The sequence below is a fragment of the Buttiauxella noackiae ATCC 51607 genome, from assembly GCF_001654865.1.
Classification (GTDB): domain Bacteria; phylum Pseudomonadota; class Gammaproteobacteria; order Enterobacterales; family Enterobacteriaceae; genus Buttiauxella; species Buttiauxella noackiae.
Genome location: NZ_LXEO01000038.1, coordinates 35683 through 51424, shown reverse-complemented (window position 1 = coordinate 51424; position 15742 = coordinate 35683). Strand labels below are relative to the sequence as shown.

The 15742-nt window shown below is 49.7% G+C and carries 14 protein-coding genes and 5 tRNA genes; 18 read left to right on the top strand and 1 reads right to left on the bottom strand.

From position 1 onward, the window contains the following. Positions 1-9 precede the first annotated feature (9 nt). The 18 genes from mltB to luxS all read left to right on the top strand — a co-directional run bounded on the left by mltB (position 10) and on the right by luxS (position 14125). A complete protein-coding gene (gene mltB / locus M979_RS12985) occupies positions 10-1083 on the top strand; it encodes a lytic murein transglycosylase B (RefSeq protein WP_034457444.1) in 1074 nt (357 codons plus the stop codon). A gap of 253 nt (positions 1084-1336) precedes the next feature. Then, positions 1337-2029, top strand: a complete 693-nt coding sequence (locus M979_RS12980) for a metal ABC transporter ATP-binding protein (RefSeq protein WP_064555202.1) — start codon at positions 1337-1339, stop codon at positions 2027-2029. Continuing rightward, positions 2026-2910, top strand: a complete 885-nt coding sequence (locus tag M979_RS12975; RefSeq protein WP_064555174.1) for a metal ABC transporter permease — start codon at positions 2026-2028, stop codon at positions 2908-2910. Before M979_RS12980 ends, M979_RS12975 begins: the two co-directional genes overlap by 4 nt. Then, entirely contained in the window at positions 2907-3785 is an 879-nt protein-coding gene (locus tag M979_RS12970; RefSeq protein ID WP_034457442.1) for a metal ABC transporter substrate-binding protein, read from the top strand. Before M979_RS12975 ends, M979_RS12970 begins: the two co-directional genes overlap by 4 nt. Positions 3786-3913: 128 nt before the next feature. Continuing rightward, complete coding sequence (pncC, locus tag M979_RS12965; RefSeq protein ID WP_034457440.1) at positions 3914-4423, top strand: nicotinamide-nucleotide amidase; 510 nt, start codon at positions 3914-3916, stop codon at positions 4421-4423. An 83-nt stretch (positions 4424-4506) separates the two neighbouring features. Continuing rightward, positions 4507-5571 (top strand): recombinase RecA, encoded by a 1065-nt coding sequence (gene recA, locus M979_RS12960; RefSeq protein WP_034457439.1) that lies wholly within the window; start codon positions 4507-4509, stop codon positions 5569-5571. Positions 5572-5646: 75 nt separating this feature from the next. Continuing rightward, complete coding sequence (locus tag M979_RS12955; protein ID WP_064555173.1) at positions 5647-6147, top strand: regulatory protein RecX; 501 nt, start codon at positions 5647-5649, stop codon at positions 6145-6147. A 159-nt stretch (positions 6148-6306) separates the two neighbouring features. Beyond that, entirely contained in the window at positions 6307-8934 is a 2628-nt protein-coding gene (alaS, locus tag M979_RS12950; protein ID WP_064555172.1) for an alanine--tRNA ligase, read from the top strand. Between the two features lie 249 nt (positions 8935-9183). Continuing rightward, entirely contained in the window at positions 9184-9369 is a 186-nt protein-coding gene (gene csrA, locus M979_RS12945) for a carbon storage regulator CsrA (RefSeq protein WP_013574027.1), read from the top strand. 325 nt (positions 9370-9694) lie between these two features. After that, a tRNA-Ser gene (locus M979_RS12940) sits at positions 9695-9787 on the top strand. A 4-nt stretch (positions 9788-9791) separates the two neighbouring features. Next, positions 9792-9868, top strand: a tRNA-Arg gene (locus M979_RS12935). A 197-nt stretch (positions 9869-10065) separates the two neighbouring features. Beyond that, a tRNA-Arg gene (locus tag M979_RS12930) sits at positions 10066-10142 on the top strand. 63 nt (positions 10143-10205) lie between these two features. Beyond that, positions 10206-10282 (top strand) — tRNA-Arg (locus tag M979_RS12925). Between the two features lie 64 nt (positions 10283-10346). Beyond that, positions 10347-10423 (top strand) — tRNA-Arg (locus tag M979_RS12920). A gap of 301 nt (positions 10424-10724) precedes the next feature. Further along, a complete protein-coding gene (yqaB, locus tag M979_RS12915) occupies positions 10725-11291 on the top strand; it encodes a fructose-1-phosphate/6-phosphogluconate phosphatase (protein WP_064555171.1) in 567 nt (188 codons plus the stop codon). Continuing rightward, positions 11288-11716, top strand: coding sequence for a YqaA family protein (locus M979_RS12910; protein ID WP_034457435.1), 429 nt, complete (start codon positions 11288-11290; stop codon positions 11714-11716). The genes yqaB and M979_RS12910 overlap by 4 nt, the downstream gene beginning before the upstream one ends. 181 nt (positions 11717-11897) lie before the next feature. Further along, positions 11898-13454 (top strand): glutamate--cysteine ligase, encoded by a 1557-nt coding sequence (gene gshA, locus M979_RS12905; RefSeq protein ID WP_034459919.1) that lies wholly within the window; start codon positions 11898-11900, stop codon positions 13452-13454. Between the two features lie 155 nt (positions 13455-13609). Next, positions 13610-14125 carry an S-ribosylhomocysteine lyase gene (luxS, locus tag M979_RS12900; RefSeq protein WP_034457434.1) on the top strand — a complete coding sequence of 172 codons (516 nt, stop codon included), beginning with the start codon at positions 13610-13612 and terminating at the stop codon, positions 14123-14125. Between the two features lie 75 nt (positions 14126-14200). Here luxS and emrB read toward each other — a convergent pair whose 3' ends face one another. Next, the gene (emrB, locus tag M979_RS12895) at positions 14201-15736 is read right to left on the bottom strand and encodes a multidrug efflux MFS transporter permease subunit EmrB (protein WP_064555201.1); all 1536 of its coding nucleotides are present in this window, start codon (positions 15734-15736) and stop codon (positions 14201-14203) included. Between the last annotated feature and the right edge of the window lie 6 nt (positions 15737-15742).

The window sequence follows — 15742 nt, the reverse complement described above, 5'->3', positions numbered from 1 at the left end:
TCCCAACACATGCGTTACTCCGTTGCGTTACTTCCGCTTATTGTTTTGCTCGCCGCCTGTAGCAGCAAACCGAAAACTGAAACTCAGCCTCAACAAACCGGCACGCCTGGCGGGGGGTTCTTGCTGCAACCGCAGCATGATGTGTTTATGCAGACGGGGGATTTTGCTAACAATCCAGAAGCTGAGAAATTCATCGATAAAATGGTGAATAAGCATGGTTTTGACCGCCAGCAATTGCACGAAGTGCTTTCTCAGGCCAAACGGCTGGATTACGTCTTGCGCTTAATGGACCAGCAGGCACCGACTACTGCACCACCAGCAGGTCCAAACGGTGCATGGTTACGCTATCGCGGCAAATTTATTACCCCAGATAATGTGCAAAATGGCGTCGCGTTCTGGAATCAATATGACGACACTTTAAAACGCGCCTTCCAGGTTTATGGTGTGCCGCCAGAAATTATTGTTGGCATTATTGGTGTTGAAACGCGCTGGGGCCGTGTAATGGGTAAAACACGGATTGTCGACGCGCTTGCTACGCTCTCGTTTGCCTACCCTCGCCGTGCACAATACTTCTCTGGTGAACTGGAAACCTTCCTGTTGATGGCGCGTAACGAAGGCGATGACCCGCTTGCATTGAAAGGTTCATTCGCTGGTGCGATGGGTTACGGCCAGTTTATGCCTTCGGCATTTAAAGAGTACGCGGTGGACTTCAACGGTGACGGGCATATAAACCTGTGGGACCCGGAAGATGCTATCGGCAGTGTGGCGAACTACTTCAAAGGCCATGGTTGGGTAAAAGGTGATTTGGTGGCGGTTCCCGCCAACGGCCAGGTGCCGGGGCTTGCGAACGGTTTTAAAACTAAATATTCCGTTTCCGCACTGGCGCAATCTGGTTTAAGCCCAACCGCTTCTCTGGGCAACCATCAGGAAGCCAGCTTGCTTCGCCTGGATATGGGTGATAGCTACCAGTACTGGTACGGTTTGCCGAACTTCTACACAATTACCCGTTATAACCACAGCACGCATTATGCGATGGCGGTCTGGCAGCTCGGGCAGGCAGTCGCGCTGGCTCGCGTCCAGTAATCTTTACCCCCGCCTTATTCTGAGGCGGGGTTTACTTCCCGTTTGTTATGAAGGTTTTTCCTGATCGTCGATCAGGAATTTACAATGCATTTAATTTGGTTTATGTTATGTTATAACAAATCAAGTTAAGTGGTTTTCCTGCAATGCTTCCTATACGGACACTATTCACAATGGCCGCGCCTGTCCGGTTTTGCGCTGTCTTAATTCTGCTGGCTGGGTTATGGCTGGCTATTCGCTGGGCGATAGCACTGCCATGATCTCGCTAAATCAGTTAGTACTGGGTTATCAGGGAAGGGCTGTGACACCGCCATTAACCGGCCATATTGTGAAAGGCAGTATGACGGCCATCATCGGTGCCAATGGCACAGGAAAATCGACCCTTCTCAAGACGATCCTGAAGTTACAGTCACCAGTATCTGGGCAATTGTCCTTTAATGAGGGGCGTCCACGTATTGCATGGCTGCCACAACTTGCTGAAATGGAAAGGCAGTTTCCTACCACGGTTTATGATGTGGTCTGCATGGGAGCATGGCCCGCCAGAGGTCTGTTTTCCTCGCTGAATCGCCAAATCCGTCTGCGAGTAGCTGATGCCATTGAGCGTGTGGGTCTTACTACATTAAGCAAGCAACCCATCGAAACGCTTTCCGGCGGCCAGTTTCAAAGAATGCTGTTTGCACGCCTGTTGGTACAAAACGCGCCATTAGTATTACTTGATGAACCTTTTACCGGCGTTGATTCGCAAACCAGTGATTTTTTGATGACGCTTATCTGCCAGATGCATCAGGCGGGCCAGACAGTTATGGCGGTGCTGCACGATAACGAGCTTGTTAGCAGTCACTTCCCGCATGTTCTGTTACTCACGCAAGACCATTTCCATTGGGGCGATACCGCTGAAGTATTGCCCCATTACTGCAAATCAAGCATCAATCTGGCGTTATCGGCATGATTTATCACTTTTTCTTTGAACCGTTTATTGCTTACGGTTTTATGCGACGCGCGCTTGTCGCCTGCCTTGCACTATCGATAAGCACAGCCCCATTAGGGATTTTTTTACTCTTGCGACGCATGAGTCTGGTGGGGGATGCGCTGTCTCACGCCATTTTGCCCGGCGTTGCTGTGGGGTATTTACTGGCCGGTATGTCGTTGGTTGCGATGGGAGTTGGCGGCTTTGTTGCAGGCGTGCTGGTGGCGCTAATTTCGGGGCTGGTGAGTTCACGTACCAATCTTAAAGAGGATGCCAGTTTTGCCGGTTTTTATCTTGGCTCGCTGGCGTTGGGGGTCACGCTGATTTCATTACGTGGTTCCAGTGTTGATCTACTTCATCTTCTGTTTGGTTCCATTCTGGCGGTGGATAGCCAGTCAACAATCTTTGTTGGCGTGATTGCCAGCGTGACGTTGCTTATTCTGGCCGGTTTATATCGTGGGCTGGTGATGGAAACTTTCGACCGCAGCTTCTTACAGGTCAATAACCGCCTGGCTCCTCATCTTATTCATGGTGTATTTCTCGCGTTGTTAGTCCTCAATTTAGTCGCCGGGTTTCAAATTCTCGGGACCCTAATGTCTGTCGGCCTGATGATGCTTCCCGCTGTTTCGGCTCGCTGCTGGGCGAAAACCCTGCCTGGGGCGATGTTTATCGCTATTGTCTGCGGTTTGCTGTCGGCCTGGATTGGACTTGCATGGTCTTTTGCTGCCGCATTGCCGGCTGGCCCAGCCATTGTTCTGACGGCGAGCGTCGGCTTTTTTATCTCGATTCTTTTTGGTTCGCGCAGCGGGCTGGTTCGTAGCCTTTGTCGAGGATTGATAACAACAAGCAAGGGGGTTAAATGAAACGTTTTGGGATGATGATGTCATTGGTGTTGGTATGCTCAAGCCAGGCTGCATTGGCGAAAAACCTCAATGTAGTTGCCAGTTTTACCGTGTTGGCGGATATGGCAAAACAAGTCGGTGGTGAGCATGTCACGGTGAAAAGTCTGGTGGGGCCAGATGGCGACCCACATAGCTTTGAACCATCACCGCAAGACAGCGTGGCGTTAAGCAAAGCCGATGTGGTTATCGTGAGCGGGCTGGGAATGGAAGGGTGGATGGACCGCCTGGTCAGCGCATCTGGTTATAAAGGCAAAGTCATTGTTGCCTCCGAAGGTATTTCTACGCGCAAGATGATCGATGACGGAAAACAAATTACCGATCCTCACGCCTGGAATAGCGCTGAAAATGGCGCAATCTACGCACAAAATATTACGAAGGCGCTGGTGGCTGCGGACCCGCAAGACGCGGCGGCAATCAATGACCGTGGCTCCGAGTATGTCACCCGCCTGAAGCTGCTCGATAGTTGGGCGAAAACGCGCTTTGAAGCTATTGCGAAATCAAAGCGTAAAGTACTTACCAGCCATGATGCATTTGGGTATTTTGGCCAGGAATATGGTGTGACCTTCCTGGCGCCAGTAGGCTTCTCGACCGAAGCGGAAGCCAACGCCAGTGACGTGGCTGGGCTTATCAAACAGCTCAAAGATCAACACATCAAAACTTACTTTATAGAAAACCAGACTGACCCACGGTTGGTAAAACAAATTGCCGCTGCCAGTGATGCCCAGCCGGGTGGTGAACTTTATCCAGAAGCGCTGTCAGCCGCAAACGGACCTGCCAGCACTTACGAAATGGCGTTCAAGCACAATGTGGATACCATCGCTAACAGCATGAAGTGATTTAATCGGCCAGCATTCGCTGGCCGTTCTTTTTTCTGGAAGTGCCTCGAGTTCTCTAATGTAATCCTCTGCAAGAGTGGTTAAGTGCTATCGTGTAGCCCTGCGTTATGTCTACAATCGGAGCCACCATGACAGATAAAACATTGCGTCAATTAAGCCACCAGGTTGGCGAAGCACTCGGGCAACTCGGTGCGACCGTTACCACGGCAGAGTCCTGCACCGGTGGCTGGATTGCTAAAGTGATTACTGATGTTTCAGGCAGTTCGGCCTGGTTTGAACGCGGTTTTGTTACCTACAGTAATGAGGCTAAACACCAAATGATTGGTGTTGATAGCGGAACGCTGGAAACTCATGGTGCAGTTAGTGAAGCCGTAGTGCGTGAAATGGCACAAGGTGCGCTTTATGCGGCCGCTGCGGATTACGCGGTTGCTGTCAGTGGTATTGCCGGGCCAAATGGCGGTAGTGAAGAAAAACCTGTCGGAACGGTGTGGTTTGGCTTCGCTTCAAAAGTTGATGGCACCATTGCCCACTGCCAGCTTTTTGCGGGTGACCGTGATGCCGTTCGACGCCAGGCTACTGAATACGCGCTGCAAACCCTGTGGGAAGAATTTCTCAAAAATAAGCTTGATACTGTATGACCATACAGTATAATTGGCACAACAAAACAGCATAGTAAGCAGCGTGGCGCATTCGTGTATCACCCTGCATGACAGGAGTAAAAATGGCTATCGACGAAAACAAACAGAAGGCGTTAGCGGCAGCACTTGGCCAAATTGAAAAACAATTTGGTAAAGGCTCCATCATGCGTCTGGGTGAAGACCGTACCATGGATGTGGAAACGATCTCTACCGGTTCACTTTCACTTGATATTGCGCTTGGGGCCGGTGGCTTACCAATGGGCCGTATCGTTGAAATTTACGGGCCAGAATCTTCTGGTAAAACGACGCTGACTTTGCAGGTTATCGCCGCCGCTCAACGTGAAGGTAAAACGTGTGCGTTTATCGATGCCGAGCACGCTCTGGACCCGATTTACGCTAAGAAACTGGGCGTAGATATCGACAACCTGCTTTGTTCACAGCCAGATACTGGCGAACAAGCATTGGAAATCTGCGATGCGCTGGCACGTTCCGGTGCAGTAGACGTACTGGTTGTTGACTCCGTTGCCGCGCTGACGCCGAAAGCTGAAATTGAAGGCGAAATCGGTGACTCTCATATGGGCCTTGCGGCACGTATGATGAGCCAGGCAATGCGTAAATTAGCGGGTAACCTGAAGCAGTCCAATACGCTCCTTATCTTCATCAACCAGATTCGTATGAAAATTGGTGTGATGTTCGGTAACCCAGAAACCACAACTGGTGGTAACGCACTGAAGTTCTACGCTTCTGTGCGTCTGGATATTCGTCGCATTGGTGCGGTGAAAGATGGCGATAACGTGGTGGGTAGTGAGACTCGCGTTAAAGTGGTGAAAAACAAAATTGCCGCACCATTTAAACAAGCTGAATTCCAGATCATGTACGGTGAAGGTATCAACTTCTACGGCGAACTGGTTGATTTAGGCGTGAAGCACAAGCTGATTGAAAAAGCAGGTGCCTGGTATAGCTACAACGGTGAGAAGATTGGCCAGGGCAAATCAAACTCCAGTAACTTCCTGAAAGAAAACAAGCCAATGGCTGCTGAAATCGAGAAGAAACTGCGTGATATGCTGCTGAATAATCCAGATGGTACACCAGACTTTGTTGCTGATGACCATGACAACGATGTTGCTGAATCCAAAGAAGACTTCTAAATCCCATAAGGGCTGCTACGGCAGCCCTTATTTGTTTCTGTCTTACTACATTTTCTTTTAAACAGGTTATCCGCTATGCCTGCCGAATCGACTTCCCGCCGCAGCCCTTATTCTCGCTTACTAGACAAAGCCACTCGCATCCTGGCGATGCGCGATCACAGTGAACAAGAACTTCGCCGTAAACTTGCAGCACAGCCCACGTTTCCCGGAAAACCACGAGCTGAAGAAGATCCATTCACGCCTGAAGATATCGAAAAAGTCATCGCCTGGTGTTATGAACACCGCTGGTTGGACGATGCTCACTTTGCTTCACGTTTTATCGCAAGCCGCAGCCGCAAAGGTTATGGCCCACAACGTATCCGCCAGGAATTGCAGGGCAAAGGTATCGCGCGTGATCTGAGCGACGCCGCAATGGAAAATTGTGAAATAGACTGGCAAGAGATGGCTCGAGACATTGCCGAGCGAAAATTTGGCGAGCAGCTTCCGACAGAATGGAAAGAGCGAGCTAAAGTGCAGCGTTATCTTCAGTATCGCGGCTTCTATATGGAAGATATCCAGAGCCTCTATTCGGCATAAATAGCGAAATTTTGCCGAATAGCCGCAAGAGAGATTTTACTTCCCTGATAAGAAAACTTATCTTATTCCCACTTTTTCCAGGTAAACAGGTCACGGCCAAGCATAATAATGGGCTATGTCCGGTTTACAACTCCTCGTTAGCTTGATTTCAGGATAATTATGAGCAAGAGCACCGCTGAGATCCGTCAGGCGTTTCTCGATTTTTTCCATAGTAAAGGTCACCAGGTTGTAGCGAGTAGCTCCCTGGTTCCGAATAACGATCCTACTTTGCTGTTTACCAATGCCGGGATGAATCAGTTCAAGGATGTATTCCTTGGTCTCGACAAACGTAATTATTCCCGTGCCACAACGTCTCAGCGTTGTGTCCGCGCTGGTGGTAAGCACAATGATCTGGAAAACGTCGGTTACACTGCCCGTCACCATACTTTCTTTGAAATGCTGGGTAACTTCAGCTTCGGTGATTACTTCAAACATGATGCCATTAACTTCGCATGGGAATTATTGACAGGCGAACAGTGGTTTAATCTGCCAAAAGATCGTCTGTGGGTCACGGTTTACGAGACTGACGACGAAGCGTTTGAAATCTGGGAAAAAGAAGTTGGCGTGCCGCGCGAGCGTATTATTCGTATTGGCGATAATAAAGGTGCTGCATATGCATCTGACAACTTCTGGCAAATGGGTGATACCGGCCCATGCGGCCCATGTACCGAAATCTTCTTTGACCACGGTGACCATATTTGGGGCGGCCCTCCGGGCAGCGCTGAAGAAGATGGTGACCGCTATATCGAAATCTGGAACATCGTGTTCATGCAGTTCAACCGTCAGCAGGATGGCACTATGCTGCCACTGCCTAAGCCGTCTGTTGATACTGGTATGGGGCTGGAACGTATTGCAGCAGTCCTGCAACACGTTAATTCTAACTATGAAATCGATCTGTTCAGTAAGCTGATCCAGTCTGTTGCTAAAGTGACAGGTGCAACCGATCTGACTAGCAAATCGCTGCGTGTTATCGCTGACCATATTCGCTCTTGCGCATTCCTTGTTTCTGATGGCGTGACTCCGTCGAACGAAGGCCGTGGCTACGTGCTGCGCCGTATCATTCGTCGTGCAATCCGCCATGGCAACATGCTGGGCGCGAAAGAAACCTTCTTCTACAAGCTGGTTGGCCCATTAGTTGAAGTCATGGGTGCTGCGGGTGAAGAACTGCATCGTCAGCAAGCGCTGGTTGAACAAGTTCTGAAAACCGAAGAAGAGCAGTTTGCTCGCACGCTTGAGCGTGGCCTGGCATTGCTGGATGAAGAACTGGCTAATCTGAAGGGTGATACTCTGGATGGCGAAACGGCTTTCCGTCTGTATGACACCTACGGTTTCCCGGTTGATCTGACGGCGGATGTTTGCCGTGAGCGTAACCTGAAAGTTGATGAAGCAGGTTTTGAAGCTGCGATGGAAGAACAACGCCGTCGTGCGCGTGAGTCCAGCGGTTTTGGTGCTGACTACAATAGTATGATCCGCGTTGATTCAGCCACAGCGTTTAAAGGTTACGATCACACTGATTTAACTGCTAAAGTCACCGCGCTATTTGTTGATGGTAAACCTGTTGAACAAATTACTGCCGGGCAAGACGCTGTTGTGGTGCTCAATGAGACTCCATTCTATGCCGAGTCTGGCGGCCAGGTCGGTGATAAAGGCGCGATTAAGGGTAACGGCATAGACTTTGCTGTTAACGATACGCAGAAATATGGTCAGGCGATCGGTCATCTGGGCAAGCTCGTATCTGGTGTTGTGAAAGTTGGCGATAGCGTAAAAGCTGAAGTTGATGAAGAGCGCCGTTCGCGTATTCGTCTGAACCACTCTGCGACTCACTTGCTGCACGCTGCACTGCGTCAGGTACTTGGTACGCATGTCGCGCAGAAAGGTTCTTTGGTTAACGATAAAGGTCTGCGTTTTGACTTCTCTCATTTTGAGGGCATGAAACCTGCAGAAGTGCGTGCGGTAGAAGATATCGTCAATGCGCAGATTCGTCGCAACCTGCCAATAGAAACCAACGTCATGGATCTGGAAGCTGCTAAGGCTAAAGGTGCAATGGCGCTGTTTGGTGAGAAATATGATGACCATGTGCGCGTGCTGAGCATGGGTGATTTCTCAACTGAATTGTGTGGTGGTATTCACGCAAATCGCACTGGTGATATTGGCCTGTTCCGTATTGTTGCGGAATCCGGTACTGCTGCGGGCGTACGTCGTATCGAAGCTGTCACAGGTGAAGGTGCGCTGGCAAACCTGCATGCGCAAAGCGAACAACTACAGGATATTGCTCAACTGCTTAAAGGTGACAGCCAGAACCTGAACGAGAAAGTGCGTTCGGTACTGGAGCGTACCCGTCAGCTTGAGAAAGAGTTGCAGCAGTTGAAAGAACAGCAGGCTGTGCAGGAGAGTGCAAACCTTTCCAGCAAAGCTGTCGATGTAAAAGGCGTGAAACTCCTCGTGAGTGAGCTCGCCAACGTTGAACCGAAGATGTTGCGTACTATGGTTGATGATCTGAAAAATCAGCTGGGTTCGGCAATCATCGTTCTGGCGACAGTATCAGAAGGTAAAGTTTCTCTGATTGTGGGTGTCTCTAAAGATGTGACCGACCGTGTGAAAGCGGGGGAGCTGATTGGAGTTATCGCTCAGCAAGTCGGAGGCAAAGGGGGCGGTCGTCCAGATATGGCTCAGGCAGGTGGTACAGACACGGCAGCATTGCCTGGTGCTCTGGCCGGTGTTGAAGCCTGGGTTGCGGCTAAGCTCTAAGTAAAAAAATAAAGTGCAGACAGACGCCATAACTCATTCAGGTTATGGCGTCTTCTTAATCTGCACACACTCAATAATGATAAAGTCAGGTTAAAGTTGCGTATATCGGCTAGACTTAGTCATAACAGAAGGTAATCTCGTGGTCATTGACAGTTTATGTGTTTGTCACCACTTACTTTTTGGCGTATATGATGGAGAATGCCGGGATACAGAGAGACCCGACTCTTTTAATCTTTCAAGGAGCAAAGAATGCTGATTCTAACTCGTCGAGTTGGTGAGACCCTCATGATTGGGGATGAGGTAACCGTGACAGTGCTTGGGGTAAAAGGTAACCAGGTTCGTATTGGTGTTAATGCCCCTAAGGAAGTTTCTGTTCACCGTGAAGAGATCTACCAACGTATCCAGGCTGAAAAATCGCAACAAACGAGTTACTAAAGTTACTGCGTCTCGCTAATCACTAGCGAGACGCTTCCTTTAGCGTACTATTTTCTTCGCTTTATCTCGCAATACTTCCTTCATTTCTCGTTATCACCATAATTTCTTATTCATCCCGAACGCTTTCTTTTAGCTATTACCCTTATCCTGTCTGTTGATAAAACACTCTTTTTGCTGTCAATTCGGCCTGATTGTGTGTGAAGTGTGCAATTGATTATTAGTTGGGAAAAATTGTTTGACTTATAAGTGCAGGAAAGTAATATGTGCGCCACGCAGTGCCGATGAGCAGAAACAAGTTCAGCGGTACACCTCGAAAGAGGCGTGTGGTGAGGTGGCCGAGAGGCTGAAGGCGCTCCCCTGCTAAGGGAGTATGCGGTCAAAAGCTGCATCCGGGGTTCGAATCCCCGCCTCACCGCCATTTTGCACCCATAGCTCAGCTGGATAGAGTACTCGGCTACGAACCGAGCGGTCGGAAGTTCGAATCTTCCTGGGTGCACCATTCTTCCTACTACCACTTTGCGCCGGTAGTGTTCCAAAGAAAGTTAATTTCTTTGCGAGCAACAGGGAGAAAAACGTTGCTTTAGTAACGGCCCGTTAGGGCAAGCACCGCGAGTAACTCTCCGGATGCACCATCTAGTTTGATGTTGTTTAGAACAACAAACAGCATTAAGTCAGCAGTAAAAGAAGTAATCCTGTGCACCCATAGCTCAGCTGGATAGAGTACTCGGCTACGAACCGAGCGGTCGGAAGTTCGAATCTTCCTGGGTGCACCATTCTTCTTCAATATTACGGCAAGTTCAGTAATATTTAGTCAGCAGTAAAAGCAGTAACCCGATGCACCCATAGCTCAGCTGGATAGAGTACTCGGCTACGAACCGAGCGGTCGGAAGTTCGAATCTTCCTGGGTGCACCATTCTTCTTCGATATTACGGTAAGTTCAGTAATATTGAGTCAGAAGTCAAAAGCAGTAACCCGATGCACCCATAGCTCAGCTGGATAGAGTACTCGGCTACGAACCGAGCGGTCGGAAGTTCGAATCTTCCTGGGTGCACCATATTTTCCTCAACTATCAGTAATGATAACGCTTCAGAGAAATTCGATTTCTCAGCAAGCACCGAGGAAGATAACGTTGCTTTAGCAACGGCCCTTTAGGGCGAGCCCACGGCGAGTAATCTTCCTGGGTGCACCATATTTTCCCCTTCAAGTTTTACCTCCTGAATTTTAAAAATAAAATCCCCAGTAACCCCATATTTACCCATTAGTTACCTTCTGAACTATCTCAATTACAAATAAGCGACAATATTATTGGTTTACGATAAAGTAACGCCTCAATATTGAGTGATGTGAGGGATGAGATGTACGAACGTTACGAAGGTCTAATTTTCGATATGGACGGAACCATCCTCGATACCGAACCTACACATCGCAAAGCGTGGCGTGAAACGCTGGCAGGCTATGGTATGCAGTTCGACGAACAAGCAATGGTTGCGTTGAATGGTTCACCGACCTGGCGTATTGCACAGGCAATTATCGAACTCAATCGTGCAGATCTTGACCCTTATCGCCTGGCGCAAGAAAAGACGCAGGCCGTGAGAGCTATGCTTCTTGATACGGTGCGCCCACTTCCCCTCATTGATGTTGTCAAATCCTGGCATGGGCGTCGCCCAATGGCTGTAGGGACGGGCAGTGAAAGCGATATCGCCGAAGCGCTGCTCAACCATTTGGGCTTACGGCAGTATTTTTCTGCCGTTGTCGCCGCAGACCATGTCAAAAATCACAAACCCGCCCCCGATACTTTTTTGCTGTGCGCCGAATTAATGGGTGTCGCACCAAATAAATGTGTGGTGTTTGAAGATGCAGATTTTGGCCTGGAAGCCGCAAGAGCGGCTGGAATGGATGGCGTGGACGTCCGTTTGCTGTGAGTGAAGCACTCTCACTTTTTTCATTATTTACCAGTAGCTTTCTAAGCGCTACGTTATTGCCAGGTAGTTCCGAAGTGGTGCTGGTTGCGCTATTGGTTGCAGGCTCCGGGCCGACCTGGTTACTCATCTTAATAGCAACAATGGGTAATAGCCTTGGCGGCTTAACTAACGTTATTCTGGGGCGTTTTTTTCCATTGCGGGAACAATCGCGCTGGCATGGGAAAGCAACTGGCTGGCTGGTACGTTTCGGCCCGGCAACATTATTACTCAGTTGGATGCCTTTAGTCGGCGATCTGCTGTGCCTGTTAGCTGGCTTATTACGAATGAGCTGGGGACCGGTAATCTTTTTTTTATGCCTTGGTAAAGCGCTTCGCTATATCGTTGTAGCGGCTGCAACGGTACAGGGCATTGTGTGGTGGCACTAATTGGGTGACCTGAAATACCCGTTATCTTTCAAGCTGCATGTTTGTTGGCTGCACTCGCAAACCCCTGGGGATTTGCTCTCTTGCCGCCTTCCTGCAACTTGAAATCTAAAGGGTATAATTATCATCGCCATTTAAAACAATTATGCTTAATAAAAATGAATTCGACAGGCGGGAGGTCAATTTGATCCCGAACGTATCACAGGCGCTGGCCTGGCTGGAACAGCATCCTCAGGCAGTTAAAGGTATTTGTCGTGGTCTTGAGCGTGAAACGCTGCGAGTCACGCCAGATGGTCAGTTGGCAACAACGGGTCATCCGGAAAGCCTTGGTTCAGCGTTGACACACAAATGGATCACGACTGATTTTGCGGAAGCGCTACTGGAGTTTATTACTCCAGTTGATGGTGATATCGACCATATGCTGACATTCATGCGCGACCTACATCGCCACACAGCCCGTGAGTTGGGTGATGAGCGTATGTGGCCGCTGAGCATGCCGTGTTATATCAACGATGGTCAGAATATTGAGTTGGCGCAGTATGGCTCTTCCAACAACGGGCGTTTAAAAACGTTATATCGTGAGGGTTTGAAGAACCGCTACGGTGCGTTGATGCAGACTATTTCGGGCGTGCACTACAACTTTTCGCTGCCGCTTGAGTTCTGGCAGGCGCGTCTGGGTGTCGAAGATGCTGAAAGCGGCAAAGAAGCGATTTCCGCCGGATACTTCCGCCTGATTCGCAACTATTACCGTTTTGGTTGGGTTATTCCATATTTGTTCGGGGCATCGCCGGCGATTTGTTCTTCCTTCCTGCAAGGGAAAGAAAGCGCACTGCCATTTGAAAAAACCGAATGTGGCATGAATTACCTGCCGTATGCGACTTCATTGCGACTGAGCGACCTGGGCTATACCAATAAATCCCAGAGTAACCTTGGTATTACGTTCAACGATCTGGAGACTTATGTCGCCGGGTTGAAGCGCGCGATTAAAACGCCATCGGAAGAGTACGTGAAGATGGGCGTTGAGAAAGATGGCAAGCGCCTTCAAATCAACACCAATGTGCTGCAAATTGAGAATGAACTCTATGCACCTATTCGTCCTAAACGCGTTACAGGGCCTGGTGAGTCGCCTTCTGATGCATTGATGCGCGGTGGGATTGAATATATTGAAGTGCGTTCGCTTGATATCAATCCATTCTCACCAATTGGTGTTGATGAGCAGCAGGTTCGTTTCCTCGATTTGTTCATGATTTGGTGTGTGTTGGCTGACGCGCCGGAAATGAGCAGTGACGAATTGCTTTGCACCCGCACAAACTGGAATCGTGTGATTCTGGAAGGACGCAAACCGGGCCTGACACTGGGGATCGGTTGTGAAACTGCACAGCATCCGCTGGCTAAAGTGGGCAAAGATTTGTTCACAGATTTACGTCGTGTTGCCGAAACGCTCGATGGCATCGCCGGGAATAGTGAATATCAGGATGTGTGTGACCAACTGGTTGCATGCTTCGACGATCCGGAATTAACGTACTCAGCACGTATTCTGCGGTCTATGATTGATAATGGTATTGGCGGCACAGGTCTTGCCCTGGCTGAGCAGTATCGCCAGATTTTGGTACAAGAGCCGCTGGAGATTTTGACTGAAGACGTGTTGCAGAAAGAGCATGATGCTTCATGGCAACGCCAGCGTGATATCGAAGCGAGTGATACCGAGCCGTTTGACGTGTGGCTTGCGAAACACGCTTAGTACAAAAGAAAAAGGCCACAATCAATGTGGCCAAAATATACATCTCTGAATCAGGGATGATGATAACAAATGCGCGTCTTTCATATACTCAGAGTAGTGTGAGAAAGAATGGTTCATTTTATTTTTAAAAAAAATCACTTATCGGAGGTGATCAGATGCCGTTGTTGGATAGCTTCACAGTTGACCATACCCGCATGGGCGCACCAGCAGTGCGTGTAGCGAAAACGATGCATACGCCTCATGGCGATACTATCACTGTATTTGATCTGCGTTTTTGCATCCCGAACAAGGAAGTGATGCCAGAAAAAGGGATTCATACTCTTGAACACCTGTTTGCTGGTTTTATGCGTGACCACCTGAATGGGAATGGCGTTGAGATTATTGATATTTCACCAATGGGCTGCCGTACAGGCTTCTATATGAGCCTGATTGGTGTGCCGGAAGAGACTCGTGTTGCTGATGCATGGAAAGCGGCAATGGAAGATGTGCTGAAGGTGAAAGAGCAAAACCAGATCCCTGAGCTGAACGTGTACCAATGTGGCACTTACCACATGCACTCGCTGCAAGAAGCACAGGATATCGCACGTCATATCCTTGAGCATGGTGTGAGCGTAAACAGCAATGAAGAGTTGGCTCTGCCGAAAGAGACACTTAAAGAGCTGCATATCTAGTTCTGATTGGGCGCACACGCCAATAGCAAAAAGGGGCCAATCGGCCCCTTTTGTATTTCTGACATTCTTAGTAACTTAGTGTGCTCCACCGCCTCCGCCACCGGCACCAAATGGTGGTCTGGCGAACCATATCAGACCCAGCAACAGAATAAATATCCCCGCCGAAACCCAGAAAATCTCGTTGGCTGACATAATCAGTCCCTGATTGGTAATCTGCTGCGCAATGTAGCCAGAGGCTTGTTGCGTCGTCATACCCAGACTTTCCAGCTGTGAATACATCTGCTGTGCATTCGGGTTAAATGGCGAAACAGACTCCGTTAACTGCGCATGGTGCATTGCCTCGCGGTTAGTCCACAGCGTCGTGGTTATCGATGTACCAATTGAACCGGCAAGCGTTCGGGTAAAGTTCGACAAACTCGATGCGGCGGCCATACGCTCAGGCGGCAAGCCGGAAAGCGTAATCGTCGTCAGTGGCATAAAGAAGCAGGCCACGGCGAAACCCTGAATAAACTGCGGCCAGGCCGAGGCGCCAAAATCCATCCCCGGTTCGAAGGTATAGGCGCGCCAGTAGAAACAGACGGCATACATAATAAAGCTGAACGTCACCAGCTTGCGCATATCGAGCTTATGAGCGAAACGCCCGATAATCGGCGACAGCAATACCGGCAGCAGCCCGACCGGTGCCGACGCTAAACCCGCCCAGGTTGCCGTGTAGCCATATACCTCCTGCAACAGCTGCGGCAGCAAAACAATCGCGCCGAAGTAGAGCATATAGGCGAGGCTGATACACAAACAGCCAATGGTAAAGTTTCGCGACTTAAACAACGACAGGTCAACGATCGGGTTATCGTCCGTCAGCTCCCAGACAATCAAGAAGCTTATCGCCACCACCGCGACGATTGTCAGAACGACCACTTCGGTTGAGTTAAACCAATCCAGCTCTTTACCGCGGTCGAGCATGATTTGTAGGCTACCAATCCCCACCACCAACAGCGCAAGGCCGATGGCGTCAATCCGACGATGCTCGGTTCTGGTTTCACGCCCACGCAATGTTTGCAGCGTCAGCAGGACCACCAGCGCGCCGATAGGCACGTTGATAAAGAAGATCCAGCCCCAGTGGTAGTTATCACTGATAAAACCACCGAGAATTGGCCCGCAGATCGGTGCCACGATAACCGTCATCGACCACAGCGCCAGCGCGATACTTCGCTTGGCTGGCGGATAGTTATTGAGCAGCAAACTTTGCGACAGCGGAATAAGCGGCCCGGCAACAATCCCCTGGATCACGCGGAAGAAGATCAGCATCTCCAGGCTGTTGGACACCCCGCACGCCCACGACGCCAGCACGAACAGAATCGTTGACCACAGGAACAACTTCACTTCACCGAGACGCTTAGCAAGCCACCCGGTAATAGGAATGGAAATCGCGTTCGCCACCCCAAATGAAGTGATAACCCAGGTCCCCTGGCTCAGTGACGAGCCAAGGTTGCCGGCAATGGTCGGAATAGCCACGTTGGCGATGGTGGAGTCCAGCACCTGCATAAAGGTCGCAAGCGACAAAGCGATGGTCATTATGACCAGCGGAGCGCCTTCTAGCGGTTTTTGCGGCATTTGCTG

What these genes read in the sequence shown, in the direction of transcription:
- M979_RS12980 (WP_064555202.1), top strand. Translation starts at nt 1,337, where the DNA reads ATGATCTCGCTAAATCAGTTAGTACTGGGTTATCAGGGAAGGGCTGTG.
- mltB (WP_034457444.1), top strand. Translation starts at nt 10, where the DNA reads ATGCGTTACTCCGTTGCGTTACTTCCGCTTATTGTTTTGCTCGCCGCC.
- emrB (WP_064555201.1), bottom strand. Translation starts at nt 15,736, where the DNA reads ATGCCGCAAAAACCGCTAGAAGGCGCTCCGCTGGTCATAATGACCATC.
- M979_RS12975 (WP_064555174.1), top strand. Translation starts at nt 2,026, where the DNA reads ATGATTTATCACTTTTTCTTTGAACCGTTTATTGCTTACGGTTTTATG.
- pncC (WP_034457440.1), top strand. Translation starts at nt 3,914, where the DNA reads ATGACAGATAAAACATTGCGTCAATTAAGCCACCAGGTTGGCGAAGCA.
- M979_RS12955 (WP_064555173.1), top strand. Translation starts at nt 5,647, where the DNA reads ATGCCTGCCGAATCGACTTCCCGCCGCAGCCCTTATTCTCGCTTACTA.
- alaS (WP_064555172.1), top strand. Translation starts at nt 6,307, where the DNA reads ATGAGCAAGAGCACCGCTGAGATCCGTCAGGCGTTTCTCGATTTTTTC.
- csrA (WP_013574027.1), top strand. Translation starts at nt 9,184, where the DNA reads ATGCTGATTCTAACTCGTCGAGTTGGTGAGACCCTCATGATTGGGGAT.
- M979_RS12970 (WP_034457442.1), top strand. Translation starts at nt 2,907, where the DNA reads ATGAAACGTTTTGGGATGATGATGTCATTGGTGTTGGTATGCTCAAGC.
- recA (WP_034457439.1), top strand. Translation starts at nt 4,507, where the DNA reads ATGGCTATCGACGAAAACAAACAGAAGGCGTTAGCGGCAGCACTTGGC.
- luxS (WP_034457434.1), top strand. Translation starts at nt 13,610, where the DNA reads ATGCCGTTGTTGGATAGCTTCACAGTTGACCATACCCGCATGGGCGCA.
- yqaB (WP_064555171.1), top strand. Translation starts at nt 10,725, where the DNA reads ATGTACGAACGTTACGAAGGTCTAATTTTCGATATGGACGGAACCATC.